Origin of the sequence: Ectothiorhodospira sp. PHS-1 (assembly GCF_000225005.1) — a bacterium.
Taxonomy (GTDB): Bacteria; Pseudomonadota; Gammaproteobacteria; order Ectothiorhodospirales; family Ectothiorhodospiraceae; genus Ectothiorhodospira.
In genome coordinates, this window is record NZ_AGBG01000001.1 from 135,320 (window position 1) to 149,243 (window position 13,924).

Sequence of the window (13,924 nt, forward strand, 5' to 3'; positions counted from 1 at the left end):
GCTTGCCCGAGGGGTAGCACGGCGTCATGGTGTGATGGGCGTGCCGATACCCTTGCCGTTCATAGGTGATGATTGCATGAAATGGGAAATACTCAAGCTCGAAGACCTGTACCGGGGGTTCTTCCATCTGCGGCGGTTGCGTCTGTCCCATGGCCGGTTTGAAGGCGGAGAGCCGATGGTCATTGAGCGGGAGCTCCTGGACCGTGGTCATGCGGCCGGCGTGCTGCCCTATGATCCGGTACGCGATGTCGTGCTACTGGTGGAGCAGTTCCGTGTAGGCGCCATCGAGTCGCCCCACGGTCCCTGGCTGATGGAGATCATCGCCGGCCTCATGGACGCGGGAGAGCGGGCGGAATCCGTGGCACGCCGGGAGGCGCTGGAAGAGGCGGACTGCCGGCTGGATGAACTGGTGCACATCCATGACTACTATTCCACGCCCGGCAGTTCCTCGGAACGGATTTCCCTGTTCGTGGCGCGCGCGGATCTGGGGGAGGCCGGAGGCATCCATGGCCTGGCCGACGAGGGAGAAGAGATCCGGGTGCATGTGCTGCCCGCGGAGGAGGCCTTTGACCGCCTGGACCGGATGCAGGTGGATACGGCCATGACCATCATTGCCCTGCAGTGGCTGCGCTTGAATCGGGATGGCCTCAGGGAGCGGTGGGGCGGATAAATTGAACGGGGGCACGGCATGCCGTGCCCCCGTCGCAACCATCCTTGTTGTGCCCGACCTGGCTTACTTATTCAGGCGGTTGTCGATCAGGACGTTCACCACTTCCGGATCGGCCAGGGTGGAGGTATCACCCAGGTTCTCCAGTTCGTTGGCGGCGATCTTGCGCAGGATGCGGCGCATGATCTTGCCCGAACGGGTCTTGGGCAGGCTGGGAGCGAACTGGATCAGGTTGATCTTGGCAATCGGCCCGATCTCGGTGCGCACCAGCTTCACCAGTTCATCGGCCAGGGCCTTGTCGCCTTCCTCGCCCGCCATCAGGGTGACGTAGGCGTAGATACCCTGACCGGTGATGTCGTGGGGATAGCCCACCACCGCGGCCTCGGCCACCTTGGGATGCAGCACCAGGGCGGATTCGATCTCGGCGGTGCCCAGGCGGTGACCGGAGACGTTGAGCACATCGTCCACGCGACCGGTGATCCAGTAGTCACCGTCTTCGTCACGACGGGCGCCGTCACCGGTGAAGTACAGACCCGGGTACATCTTGAAGTAGGTCTCGACGAAACGCTTGTGATCACCCCACAGGCTGCGCATCATGCTCGGCCAGGGATTTCTGATGCACAGGTTGCCTTCCGCCGGGGTCTCGGTGATCTCGTTGCCCTGGTCGTCCACCAGCAGGGGCTCCACGCCGAAGAAGGGCTTGGTGGCGGAGCCGGGCTTCATGTCCACGGCACCCGGCAGGTTGACGATCATGTGGGCGCCGGTCTCGGTCTGCCACCAGGTATCGACGATGGGGCAGCGACCGTCACCCACGACCCGGTGATACCACTCCCAGGCCTCCGGGTTGATGGGCTCGCCCACGGTGCCCAGCAGGCGCAGGGTGGAGCGCTTGTGCTTGGTGACGAATTCGTCGCCGGCACCCATCAGCATGCGAATGGCGGTGGGGGCGGTGTAGAAGGTGGAGACGTTGTGCTTGTCGCACACCTGCCAGAAACGGCCGTTGTCCGGATAGTTGGGCACGCCTTCGAACATCAGGCTCTTGGCGCCGTTGGCCAGCGGGCCGTAGATGATGTAGCTGTGACCGGTGACCCAGCCCACGTCGGCGGTGCACCAGTAGACTTCGCCGTCCTTGTAGTCGAACACCAGCTTGTGGGTCATGGCCGCCTGCAGCAGATAGCCGCCGGTGGTGTGCATGACGCCCTTGGGCTTGCCGGTGGAGCCGGAGGTGTAGAGGATGAACAGCGGATCTTCGGCGTCCATCGGCTCGGCGGGGCAGTCGGCGGCGGCGGCGGCCACTTCCTCGTGGTACCACACGTCACGGCCTTCCTTCCATTCCACCGGTTCGCCGCCGCGCTTGACCACGACCATGGTGGTGATACTGGGGCACTGGGCAACGGCCTTGTCTGCGTTGGCCTTCAGGGGCACCTTGCGGCCGCCGCGCAGGCTCTGGTCGGAGGTGATGACCACCTTGGCTTCGGCGTCCTGGATCCGGTCGCGCAGGGCATCCGGAGAGAAGCCACCGAAGACGATGGAGTGCACGGCACCGATGCGGGCGCAGGCCAGCATGGCCACGGCGGCTTCGGGGATCATGGGCAGGTAGATGGAGACTCGATCACCCTTGCTCACGCCCTTGGCCTTGAGCACGTTGGCGAACTTGCAGACCTCGGCATGCAGTTCACGGTAGGTGATGGTGCGATCTTCGGAAGGGTCGTCGCCTTCCCAGATGATGGCGGCCTGGTCACCCCGGGTATCCAGGTGGCGGTCCAGGCAGTTGTGGGCCACGTTCAGCTTGCCGCCCTTGAACCAGGTGACCCGGGCTTCGCCCTCGAAGTTGCCTTCCAGCACGGAATCCCAGGGCTGGAACCAGTCCAGGTAGGTCTTGGCCTGTTCGGCCCAGAAGGCATCGGGGGCCTGCACCGACTGCCGGTACATGGACTCGTACTGCTCCAGGTTGACATGGGCATTGGCGGCAAAGTCTTTCGGTACTTCGTGAATCTTCACTTCCGACATGGGTTCCTCCTCAAAAAGACATTTGAAACGTGGCCAACCACCAACGGGTCGGCAGAAATCCTGTTCCCGGATCTCTACGGACTACGCTGTCTGTGTCCTGTCGCCGTGTGCTGGACCTGGATGCCTGGTTCCTGTCATGGCCGGCAATGACCGGACTTATTCCAGAATAACCCGGGCTTATTATTGCTGCCACATTCCTGTGCAAATCCGCACCTTATTGGAGCAAAAAACCGGCAACGCGTCGCCCCGTCGTGTTCTGGATGAGTCGCACCACCCTGAACGCCTCCCGCAACTGTCGCCGCTCCGGTTGCGACAGGTTGCCGGCATCAAGCCGGTTGTCCGCCTTCCCGCCCTGTTCCAGGCGATGCACCTGATGTCGGGCGCGCATCAAGGTGATGCAATCCCAGGCGGCTGTCAGATCCCTTCCGCCGGACTCGCTCAATCGCCCGGTGGCGACTGCCGCACGGATACGTTCTCGTGTTTCCAGCACCATCACGCCGTCCGCCAGGGCCAGTAGACGGGCCAGGCCGACGACGGGCATGATGCCGGCCCGCTTGATGTTCAGCACCGGCGATTGCCGGATCAGCCGAGACATCCGCCCCCCGGGCAGCCATCTCGGTGGCCGGTCATGCAGGGCTTCCATGGCCAGCGCCGCCATGAATCCCGCGTTGTGCCGGATCATGGTCAGGATGCGGTGGCGCAACTGCTCAAGAAGATCGGTTTTTCCGTGAATACAGTGAAGATCGAGGAAGTTTTGCGTCAACATCACTGATTTTCGCTCCGGTTGTTCGATCCATCCCCTGAAGTTGCGTTCCCACCGTTCCAGTGGCTGACGCCATTCCGGGTTGCGGGCCATCACTTCTCCCGAGCAGAGCACGAAGCCGCAGGCATCCAGCCCCGTGGCGACCTGTTCCGCCAGTTCGCCGAAATACCTTGAGGCCTCCCGATCCGCGGCCCCGGACAGGATCAGGGCATTGTCCTGATCTGTGTGCACGGTCTGCTCCCGTCGTCCCTGTGATCCGCAGGCTACCCAGGCGTAGGGCATGGGTGGTGGGCCGAGGGAGGCTTCCGCCAGTTGGATGAAGCGTCCCGTAAAGGCATCCGCCAGGTCCGAGATGGCATGCCCCAGTGTGCCAGCGTTCGCGCCGTCGCGGATCAGCCGGATCTGCAGTGCCGGGAGCCGGTGCCCCAGTTGCTCAAGGTCGTGTCGTGCCTCAGCCTCCTTCACCTGACTGATCAGCGTCTTTACATCCATCCGTTTCGTCTTCCGGGCTGGTGCGGGGAAGCCCCATATCATGCCCATCCGACGTCATTCTGGCCATCGCTCCGACCAGGTTCTGAACAAGTAGTCTGTGTGGGCGTCACGCTCTTGGGGATGGCGCCGGCACAGACATCTTGATCCGGTTCGTGGGAAGGGGACCCGCGACGCGGGTCCCCCGGTTGGGTGGAAGATCAGGCGGTGTCGGCGCGCGGCACGCGCACGCTTTCCACCAGGGCCTGGATTTCCTTCGGCGGCGGGGCCGTCAGCTTGCAGACGATCAGCGCCACGGTGACGTTGAGCACTGCACCGATGGTACCGAAGCCCTGGGGCGAGATGCCCAGGATCCAGCCGCTGGCGTTGTCGGCCAGCAGGTTGGTGCCCGGAATGAAGAACCAGCCCTTGTACAGGAAGATGTAGATCAGGGTGGTGAACAGACCGGTGAGCATGCCGGCGATGGCGCCTTCCTTGTTCATCCGCTTGTAGAAGATGCCCAGCATCAGCACGGGGAACAGGGAGGATGCCGCCAGACCGAATGCCAGTGCCACCACCTCGGCCGCAAAGCCCGGTGGATTGAGCCCCAGATAACCGGCCAGGAGGATGGCCGCCGCCATGGAGATACGTCCTGCCATGAGCTCGTTCTTTTCCGAGATCTTGGGCATGAACACCCCCTTGAGCAGGTCATGGGAGATGGCCGAGGAGATGGCCAGCAACAGACCCGCCGCGGTGGACAGGGCCGCCGCGATACCACCGGCCGCCACCAGCGCGATCACCCAGTTGGGCAGGCTGGCGATTTCCGGGTTGGCAAGCACCATGATGTCGCGGTCCAGACGCACCAGTTCATTGCCCTGCAGGTCGTTCTCGACCGCGAAGGCCGGCGGGTTGTTCTGGTTGTAGTACTGGATACGGCCGTCTTCGTTCTTGTCTTCAAACTGCAGCAGGCCGGTGTTTTCCCAGGTGCGCATCCAGTCCGGACGCTCGTCGTAGACCATGGCTTCGCTGGTGTTGCCCACACCGCCGGGGTAGAGGGTGTTCACCAGGTTGTACATGGCCATGGCACCCACGGCCGGAGCGGTGGTGTAGAGCAGGGCGATGAAGATCAGGGCCCAGCCGGCGGACTTGCGGGCGTCACGCACGCGGGGGACGGTGAAGAAACGGATGATGACGTGGGGCAGGCCGGCGGTACCGATCATCAGCGCCATGGTCAGCAGGAACATGTTGAGGGTACTGAAGCTGGCGTTGGTGGTGTACTCGGCAAAGCCCAGATCCACCATCATGCCGTCCAGGGCGTCGAGCAGGTAACGGCTGTCGTCACCGGAGAGGGTGGCGCCCAGGCCGGTCTGGGGCAGGAAGTGACCCGTGAGCTGGATGGAGATGAACACCGCGGGCACGGTATAGGCAAAGATCAGTACCACGTACTGGGCGATCTGGGTGTAGGTGATGCCCTTCATGCCGCCGAGCACGGCGTACACGAACACGATGCTCATGCCGGCGATCAGACCCCAGAGGATATCTACTTCCAGGAAGCGCGAGAAGGCGATACCCACGCCGCGCATCTGCCCGATCACGTAGGTGATGGAGATGATGAGCAGGCAGATCACCGCCACGATGCGCGCGCCGTTGGAGTAGAAGCGATCCCCCACGAACTGGGGCACCGTGAACTTGCCGAACTTGCGCAGGTACGGTGCCAGCAGCAGGGCCATCAGCACGTAGCCACCGGTCCATCCCATCAGGTAGACCGAGCCGCTGTAGCCCAAAAAGGCGATCAGGCCCGCCATGGAAATGAACGAGGCCGCAGACATCCAGTCGGCCGCCGTGGCCATGCCGTTGGCAATCGGGTTGACGCCCTTGCCCGCCACGTAGAATTCCCCGGTGCTGCCTGCCCGGGCCCAGATGGCGATGCCTATGTAAAGCACGAAGGTGGCACCGACCACCAGGTAGATCATTAATTTAAGATCCATAGGATTATCCCCCAGTCGTTATCATTCTTCGTGGACGTCGAACTTCTTGTCCAGGCGGTTCATCCACCAGGCATAGAAGAAGATCAGCACCAGGAAGGTGTAGATGGAGCCTTGCTGCGCCATCCAGAAGCCCAGCGGGTAGCCGCCGATGGACATGGTGTTGAGCACATCCACCATGAAGATGGGTAGCAGGTAGCCGGCGATGAACCACACCCCAAGGCACCAGCCGAGGATGTTCAGGTTGGCCTTCCAGTAGGCGCTTCTCTGCTCCGTGAGGCTTCCGGCGGAAGCCAGGGTCTGTTGAATCTGCTCCCGTGTCTTGGCGCTGATGCTGGTTTCTTCCGCCAGGATCTTTTTGAGAAGATCTCTCATTTTTTCACTCATAATGGACTCCTCCGATACATTCGGTATGCCGGGTTAGGGTCGGACTGCATGTGGTCTTGCCTCCATCTTGAATGCGTGAATCAAGGGGTTGGGTTCCTTGTCCTGTTGCGGGTGATGGGCTCTGTATTCCCTTGGGCCCAGGTTCTGCCCTGATGTCCTTACAGCTGATATTCCAGCGCCAGACGCGACTGCAGCTTGCGGATCTGCCGGAAGGATTCCTTGAGGATCCGCTGCTCCAGTTCGTCCAGGCGCTCGGGGTTGATGAAATTGCTCAGGGGCTGGCCGGCCTGGGCCTGCTCATGGTGATTGCGCATGCGCAGCAGCAGGATGTAGTGGTAGGCATTGAGCCAGGCCGCCACGTCTTCCCGCTTCATCACCCCGGCCTCGGCACAGGCCTCGAAACGGCGGGTGGTATTGCTGTCGGGCATCTCCAGCGCCAGGGCGAAGATCCGGGCCACGTCCACGAAAGGCGTGGTGCCGTTGACCTTGAGATCCAGGCTGCGCGGATGACGTCCGCCGCTGGAACTGACCTTGAAGTCGCCGAACAGCCCCAGCGGGGGACGCAGACGCAGGGCGTTTTCCGCCATCTGACGGCGGAAGCGGCTGTTCTTGGAGGTCTTTTCCAGGAACCAGGCCCTGAGTTCGGCACCCGGCTGCTCGCCGCCGTAGAGCACCCGGAAATCGAAATAGATATTGGCCTTGAGCAGGTGCTCGGGCGTGCCCTGGTCGATCCAGCGGGAGAAACGGGTGCGCCATTCCTCCAGGCTCAGGCAGCATTCCGGGTTGTTGGCCATGACCCGCCCCCGACACAGGGGGAAGCCGCAGATCCGCAGGGCCTCGTTGATCCGTTCCGCCAGAGGCAGCAGCCGGGCTCGGATCTGGTCCGCAGTCATGCCGTCCTGGGGCAGGAACAGCATGCCGTTGTCCTGGTCGGTCTTGAGGGTCTGTTCCTGACGGCCCTCGCTGCCGAAGGAGAGCCAGTCGAACTCAGGGATGTCGCCGCCGGTTTCATGCAGGCAGAGAGTGATGATGCGGCGGGTGAGCTGATCATTGAGCATGGCGATGATCTGGGTGATCTGGTCCACCCGAACGCCCTGGGCAATCATCTGGCCGATCAGCAAGTGCACGTCGGTGCCCAGGCGGGCCAGGGCATTGACGTCCTCGGCCTGGCTCATGGAGCGGCTCAGGTTGGCCAGGCTGACCCGCTGCAGGGAGAATAGGTCGCCCTCGGAGATCACCCCCCGCAGCCGGCCCCGGTCGACGATGCACAGGTGATGGAAGCCGTGGCTGGCCATCAGCATGGCGGCCTCGAAGGCGAAGGCGCTGGAAGGCAGGGTGACCGGATCGGGGGTCATCACCGCGCTGATGGGCTGATCCAGGCCGATCTCGGGCAAGGCCACCCGCTTGAGCAGGTCGTGCAGGGTGAAGACGCCCAGGGGCCTTTGCTCGTCATCGGTGATGATGACGCTGCCGATGCGTTCATCCTGCATGGCCTGCAGGGCCCGGCGAATGGGGGCGTCCGGCCGGAAGGTGACGGGTTCGCGCTGGAGGCGTTCGCCGACGGTGGTGTTGAGGGAGGTGTCCCCGCCCAGCCCCGAGGCGGTGCTGAACTGCACGTGACGTTGCACCGTGTCCAGCAGGCTGGCCAGGCGGCGAGTACAGAAATCGTGGAACTCGGGGCACATCTTGAGCAGATGATTGAAATCGTCCCGGTCCATCTCGAAGCAGAAGGTGTCCTCGGCGGCCCGGTAGCGGGTCTTCACCGGCCGGCGGGCCAGCAGGGCACCAATGGGAAAGCATTCCCCCGGCGCCAGCACCCAGGCGGTGCTGACGGGATTGCCGTTGGGGTCCAGGGACTCTCCCAGTACCCGACCCTGCTTGACGATGAAGAATCGGTCTGCGGGTCCGGACTTGGGGTTCAGGATCTGCTCGTCACGGGTGTAGAAGACCAGACGCAGGCGCTTGGCAAGGAATTCCAGATGGACCGGATCCATTCGGGCAAAGGGCTCGTGGCGCCCCAGGAATTCCATCACGGGGATGAGGACGCCCCGTTGCCGGTCTGCGCTGTTGCCTGGATCTGTCTGCATGGTATCCATGGATGGCCGTGGTCTTGACGGCTACTAATGCAGAAGGCGTGCCAGGTTTTTGTTCCCTGTGGAAACAAGGACTTGTGACGAGTGTGTGCGGCCTGCCTGTTACCTTGGGTAACAGATGTTACCCAAGGTAACAGGCAGGCTCAGGCTTTGGGACGGGGGATGCCCATGCGGTTGCGCCGTTCCCAGAGGGCCTTGCGGCTGATGCCCAGCCGCCGGGCCAGTTCCGTTTCGGTCATCCGGGCCTGGTTTTCCAGCACGAAGCGGCGGAAGTAGTCTTCCAGGCTGGTGTCCGGGGCCGCTTCCTGGCTCGGTCCGGGAGTCAGGCCCAGGTGCTCGGCGGCGATGCAGTCGCCGTCGGCCAGGATCACCGCCCGTTCCAGGGCGTTTTCCAACTCCCGCACGTTGCCGGGCCAGCGGTGGGCCTGCATGGCCGCCAGGGCCGACGGTGCCAGTCGTGCCGGCGCCTGCTTGAGACGTCGACAGGCCTTTTCCAGCAGAAAATCCGCCAGCCGGGGCAGGTCTTCCAGCCGTTCACGCAGAGGCGGCAGGCCGATTTCCATGACCTTGAGCCGGTAGTAGAGGTCCTCGCGAAAGTCCCCTTCCCGCACCATCAGCTCCAGATCCCGGTGGGTGGCCGCCAGCAGGCGAATGTCCACCTTGCGACTGCTGTTGGCACCGACCCGGCGAATCTCGCCGTCCTGCAGCACCCGTAGCAGCCGGGACTGTGCCGCCGGGGTGAGTTCACCGATCTCGTCCAGGAACAAAGTGCCGCCGTCGGCGGCTTCCGCCAGTCCCTGGCGACTTTGGGCGGCCCCGGTGAAGGCCCCCTTTTCATGACCGAACAGCTCCGATTCCAGCAGTCCTTCGGGAATGGCGGCGCAGTTGACCGAGACCAGGGGGGCTTGGGCGCGGCGGCTCTTCTTGTGAATGGCCCGTGCCACCAGTTCCTTGCCGGTGCCGGATTCACCCCGGATCAGGACCGTGGCATCGGTGGGCGCCACTTTGTCCAGGGTCCTGCATACCTGCTGCATGGCGGGCGACTCGCCCACCATGCCCTCCACCGGATAGACCTGGCCGAGCTGGGACTGGAGCTGGGCATTTTCCCGCTCCAGCTGCCGCTGCTTGAGGATGCGGGCCACGCACAACAGCATCTCGTCATGGTCGAAGGGCTTGGCAATATAGTCCGTGGCCCCCTGTTTCATGGCGTCGACGGCGGAGCGGACGCTGGCATAGCTGGTCATGATGAGCACCGGGGTGTCGCCGCAGTGGCCGAGCATCTCGATGCCTTCGCCGTCGGGCAGGCGCAGATCGCAGATCAGCAGGTCGAAGCGGGAGGCCTCGCACAGCCGGCGGGCGTCGGCGATGCAGGCCGCCTCTTCGATGCGATAGCCTTCGTGTTCAAGGAGACGCCGCAGGGCACGGCGGATCACCGCTTCGTCTTCCAGGATCAGGATTCGGTTCAAGCCAGGGTCTCCTCTTCGACGGCCGGCAGCCGGATATGGAAGCGGGTTCCGCCCTCGGGCAGGTTGTCCGCGTAGACCATGCCGCCGTGGTCCTGAATGATGCTGTATACCACCGACAGCCCCAGACCGGTCCCTTCGCCCGGGGGCTTGGTGGTGAAGAAGGGTTCAAAGATCCGGTCGAGCACGGATTCCGGAATGCCGCTGCCCTCGTCCTCCACCTGGATCTCCACGCTGCCCAGGACGTACTCGCCGCGAATGACGATGCGGTCGCCGGGACGGCCGGCCTGCAGGGCGTTGTTGATCAGGTTGACGAAGACCTGCAACAGGCGCTGGGCGTTGCCCCGGGCGATGAGGGTGTCGGGCACTTCGTTGAAACAGCGCATGTCCCGACCGCTGTCGCTCAACTGTACCAGATGAATCGCCTCATCCACGCAGGCCCGCATGTTCACCGGTGCGGGCCGCATCCGGGGCACCTCGCCGCTATGGCTGAAGGTGATCAGGGACTGAACGATGTCGTTGATGCGTCGGGTCTGTTCCAGGATCTGACGGGAAGTCAGATCCACCTCCGCGGGGTCCTTCTCATAACGCAGGTTCTGGGCCAGGGAGGCAATGCCGGTGAGCGGGTTGCCGATCTCATGGGCCACCCCGGCGGCGAGACGGCCGATGGAGGCCAGGCGGTCGTTGTGGGCCACCTCGCTTTCCAGATTGTGCAGTTCCGTCAGATCCTCCACCAGCACCACCATCCCCCCCAGGCCATGGGCCACGGAACTGCCCAGCCCGGCGGACTCGATGGCGGCCTTGTGCAGGTTCAGCCGGCGCTGGCGGCCGTCCACGGTGAGCTGCAGCTTGTACAGGTGCCGGTCATCGCCGTTGATGAAGGTGCGCAGCACCCCGTCCCAGGGGTCCTTGAGTCCGTCCAGGGTCTGTCCCACCGCATAGGAGGAGGAAATGCCGGAGATGGCGGCCATGGTGTTGTTCCAGATCAGGATGTCGCCCCCCGAGGCAATGGAACAGACTCCCAGCGGCAGCTCGTGGAGTACCTGGCGGTGATAGCGACGCAGGGTATCCAGCTCCGCCGCCAGTCCCTTGAGACGCACGGTGGAGTGTTCCAGTTGCTCCTCCACGAAGCGCAGGCTGTCCGCCAGGGCGACCTGGGTCTGGGGCGGGACTTCCAGGCGATTGTCCACGATCATGCGCGCCAGTAGAGGCCCCATCAGACCGGATAGGTTGCGTTCCAGCCGTGCCCGCAGCTTGCGCAGTTCGTTGGGGCGTTGTTCCCGGGGGTCCAGCTTCAGGTCGCCCAGGGCGCGCTGGATCTCCAGGGCGGCGGTCTGCGGACCGATCACCTGGGACAGGTTGGTGCGCAGCTGTTCCACGTTGCGAATCTCGCCGTCCCCCAGCAACCGGCTCGGGGTGAGTTGTTCCCGACGGCAGCTCTGGGAGGCCTCCAGTTCCTCCCGGGTGGGCCGGGTGAGCAGGGAGCCGGCAACGAACAGCAGGCTGTTGAGGGTCAGTGACCAGAAGGTGGCAAAAGCCCAGCGGTTTTCCTCCTCGGCCCCCATCCAGCGCATCAGGTTGAAGTCCACCATGAGTAGGCCGGAGTCGTGAATCAGCGGGACGATCAGGGCCAGTAGCCACACCAGGATGCCGCCCATCAGGCCGGCGATGAAGCCCACCCGGTTGGCCCGCGGCCAGAACAGCAGGCCCAGGATGCCGGGCAGGAACTGGGCCACGGCGACGAAGGAGATGAGGCCGATCTGGGCCAGGCCCTGGTTGAATTCCAGCAGCCAGTAAAAGCCGTAGCCCATGCCGATGATGAGCAGGATCAAGACCCGCCGGCCCCACAACAGCCAGCCGTAGAGATTGTTCCGGGGCAGGGACTGCTGGCGGTAATGGGCCGGCAGGATCAGGTGATTCAGGCACATGGCGGCCAGGGCCAGGGTGGTGACGATCATCATGGCGCTGGCGGCGGAAATCCCGCCGATGAAGGTGAACAGGGCCAGCCAGCCCTGGTCCGCCGCCACCGGCAGCCCCAGCACGTAATAGTCCGGCGCGGTCTGCAGGCCGGTGGCCTGACCGGCCCAGAGGATCAGGGGAATGGGCAGATTGAGCAGCAGCAGGAACAGGGGGAAAGCCCAGGTGGCCGTCTGCAGGGAGCGGGGGTTGATGTTCTCCACGAAAGTCATGTGGAACTGCCGCGGCAGCAGGAAGGCGGCGGCGAAGGCCAGCACCATGAGGGTCATCCAGGGGCCTTCGCGCACCGGTTCATAGAGGGCCTCCAGGGCCTCCGGGTGGGCGGTCAGCCACGCATCCAGTTCACCGAAACCGCCGAAGACCCCGAACAGGGCAAAGCCGCCCACGGCCAGCAGGGCCAGCAGCTTGACGGCGGACTCGAAGGCGATGGCCACCACCAGGCCCTCGTGTTTTTCCCGGGGGGTGATGTGGCGGGCGCCGAACAGGATCGCGAACAGCATCAGGGTGGCGCAAAAACCCAGGGCCAGCAGGTGAGGCGTGTCCTGCCGGGTCAGCACGGAAACGGATTCGGTGACCGCCTTGATCTGCAGGGCGATGTAGGGAAGGATGCCCGCCAGCATGAACAGGGTGACGATGACCCCGGTCCACTGGCTGCGATAGCGGAAGGCAAACAGGTCGGCCAGGGATGTGAGCTGATACTCCCGCACCAGACGCAGCAGGGGCGCCAGCAGCAACGGTGCCAGCAGGAAGGCGAGGGTGACCCCGAGATAGATGGTGAGGAACTGATAGCCTTCGGTGTTGGCAAATCCCACGCTGCCGTAGAAGCTCCAGGAGGTGGCGTAGACCCCCAGGGACAGGGTGTAGACCAGCGGGTGATGCACCAGCCGGGCGGGCAGCCAGCCCTTTTCCGCCGCATGGGCGATGAAGAACAGCAGGGCCAGGTAGGCGACCCCGACCCCGTAGAGCAGACCGATTTCAGAGATCATGGCGGCCCCGTCGCCATTGCACCACCCAGGCGAGGGCGATGATCCCGCCCCAGAGCAGGTAGGGCAGATACCAGGGGGCACCCGAACGGGTCCACCACGCCACCAACGGCGATGCGAACAGCAGCACGCCGAGCAGGAACAGCAGCAGTGTCTTGTCCTGGGATGACATGGATGGGGTCCTGGGGTGGATCCTTCAAACCCGCAAGGATGCAGTATCCGGCCGGTTCAGGCCAGCATCAGGTCCGGAAGGGCCAGTGCGCCAGGGCATGATCCAGCAGCGCGGCAGGGGTGGCATCCCGCCAGTCCCGGGGCAGGGGCAGGTGGAGAAAGCCCATCACGGCGGCCAGGTTGTCCAGGGGTGCGGCGTCGTTCACCGCCGGGGCGTGGGTCTGCTTGGAGAGCTTGTCGCCGGTGGTGTTCAGCACCAGGGGATGGTGCAGGTAGACCGGCGTGGGCAGTGTCAGCAATCGCTGCAGGTGGAGCTGACGAGGGGTGGAGTCCAGCAGGTCGCTGCCCCGGACCACATGGGTGATGCCCTGAAAGGCATCATCCACCACCACCGCCAGCTGATAGGCCGTGAGTCCGTCGGCGCGGCGGATCACGAAGTCACCGATTTCCCGGCTCAGGCGCTGGCTGACGAGGCCGTGGTGGCGATCGTGGAAGCCGATGGGATCATCGTGGGTGCGTACCCTCAGGGCACGGGGAGCCCGTCCGGGGGCGAGTCCCCGACGGCAGGTGCCGGGATAGACCGGACCTTCCAGTCCGGTGAGGTTGGCGGCGGCGATCTCCCGGCGGGTGCAACCGCAGTCGTAGGCCTGTCCCTGGCGCCGCAGCGCCGTCATGGCCTCGGCATAGGCCTCAAGGCGGGAACTCTGATAGAGGATGTCTTCGTCCCAGAGCAGGGCATGGGCTTCCAGGGTGCGCAGGATGGCATCGGCGGCGCCGGGCTGTTCCCGAGGTGGGTCCAGGTCTTCGATGCGGACCCGCCAGATGCCCTGGTGGGCGCGGGCATCCAGAAAGGAGAAAACGGCGGCGACCAGGGAACCCTGATGCAGGGGGCCGGTGGGGGAGGGGGCGAAACGACCGATGTAGGTCATGGATGACCGGCGAATCAGACCCTCCCAT

The 13,924-nt window shown here is 64.1% G+C and carries 10 protein-coding genes; 1 reads left to right on the forward strand and 9 read right to left on the reverse strand.

Annotated elements, in window-relative coordinates:
• The first annotated feature begins 76 nt into the window (after window positions 1-76).
• Entirely contained in the window at window positions 77-670 is a 594-nt protein-coding gene (locus ECTPHS_RS00625) for an NUDIX domain-containing protein (protein ID WP_008930727.1), read from the forward strand.
• A 63-nt stretch (window positions 671-733) separates the two neighbouring features.
• Here the strand turns inward: ECTPHS_RS00625 and acs are convergent, their stop codons facing one another.
• From acs to gluQRS, 9 genes are all read right to left on the reverse strand, one after another.
• Complete coding sequence (gene acs, locus ECTPHS_RS00630; RefSeq protein WP_008930728.1) at window positions 734-2,677, reverse strand: acetate--CoA ligase; 1,944 nt, start codon at window positions 2,675-2,677, stop codon at window positions 734-736.
• A 214-nt stretch (window positions 2,678-2,891) separates the two neighbouring features.
• A complete protein-coding gene (locus ECTPHS_RS00635) occupies window positions 2,892-3,932 on the reverse strand; it encodes a DUF294 nucleotidyltransferase-like domain-containing protein (protein WP_008930729.1) in 1,041 nt (346 codons plus the stop codon).
• A gap of 197 nt (window positions 3,933-4,129) precedes the next feature.
• A complete protein-coding gene (locus ECTPHS_RS00640) occupies window positions 4,130-5,896 on the reverse strand; it encodes a sodium:solute symporter family protein (RefSeq protein ID WP_040404610.1) in 1,767 nt (588 codons plus the stop codon).
• A 21-nt stretch (window positions 5,897-5,917) separates the two neighbouring features.
• A complete protein-coding gene (locus tag ECTPHS_RS00645) occupies window positions 5,918-6,190 on the reverse strand; it encodes a DUF4212 domain-containing protein (protein WP_040404655.1) in 273 nt (90 codons plus the stop codon).
• Window positions 6,191-6,438: 248 nt separating this feature from the next.
• Window positions 6,439-8,367 carry a putative nucleotidyltransferase substrate binding domain-containing protein gene (locus ECTPHS_RS00650; protein ID WP_210386874.1) on the reverse strand — a complete coding sequence of 643 codons (1,929 nt, stop codon included), beginning with the start codon at window positions 8,365-8,367 and terminating at the stop codon, window positions 6,439-6,441.
• A 149-nt stretch (window positions 8,368-8,516) separates the two neighbouring features.
• Window positions 8,517-9,839, reverse strand: a complete 1,323-nt coding sequence (locus tag ECTPHS_RS00655) for a sigma-54 dependent transcriptional regulator (RefSeq protein WP_008930733.1) — start codon at window positions 9,837-9,839, stop codon at window positions 8,517-8,519.
• Window positions 9,836-12,799: a sensor histidine kinase gene (locus ECTPHS_RS00660; protein ID WP_008930734.1), complete on the reverse strand. Its 2,964-nt coding sequence runs from the start codon at window positions 12,797-12,799 to the stop codon at window positions 9,836-9,838. Before ECTPHS_RS00660 ends, ECTPHS_RS00655 begins: the two co-directional genes overlap by 4 nt.
• A complete protein-coding gene (locus tag ECTPHS_RS00665) occupies window positions 12,789-12,968 on the reverse strand; it encodes a hypothetical protein (RefSeq protein ID WP_008930735.1) in 180 nt (59 codons plus the stop codon). Before ECTPHS_RS00665 ends, ECTPHS_RS00660 begins: the two co-directional genes overlap by 11 nt.
• 67 nt (window positions 12,969-13,035) lie before the next feature.
• Entirely contained in the window at window positions 13,036-13,896 is an 861-nt protein-coding gene (gene gluQRS, locus ECTPHS_RS00670) for a tRNA glutamyl-Q(34) synthetase GluQRS (RefSeq protein WP_008930736.1), read from the reverse strand.
• Window positions 13,897-13,924: the final 28 nt, after the last annotated feature.

Coding starts and splice junctions, on each gene's coding strand:
- ECTPHS_RS00625 (WP_008930727.1), top strand. CDS start 77: ATGAAATGGGAAATACTCAAGCTCGAAGACCTGTACCGGGGGTTCTTC.
- ECTPHS_RS00640 (WP_040404610.1), bottom strand. CDS start 5,896: ATGGATCTTAAATTAATGATCTACCTGGTGGTCGGTGCCACCTTCGTG.
- acs (WP_008930728.1), bottom strand. CDS start 2,677: ATGTCGGAAGTGAAGATTCACGAAGTACCGAAAGACTTTGCCGCCAAT.
- ECTPHS_RS00650 (WP_210386874.1), bottom strand. CDS start 8,367: ATGCAGACAGATCCAGGCAACAGCGCAGACCGGCAACGGGGCGTCCTC.
- ECTPHS_RS00665 (WP_008930735.1), bottom strand. CDS start 12,968: ATGTCATCCCAGGACAAGACACTGCTGCTGTTCCTGCTCGGCGTGCTG.
- gluQRS (WP_008930736.1), bottom strand. CDS start 13,896: ATGACCTACATCGGTCGTTTCGCCCCCTCCCCCACCGGCCCCCTGCAT.
- ECTPHS_RS00660 (WP_008930734.1), bottom strand. CDS start 12,799: ATGATCTCTGAAATCGGTCTGCTCTACGGGGTCGGGGTCGCCTACCTG.
- ECTPHS_RS00635 (WP_008930729.1), bottom strand. CDS start 3,932: ATGGATGTAAAGACGCTGATCAGTCAGGTGAAGGAGGCTGAGGCACGA.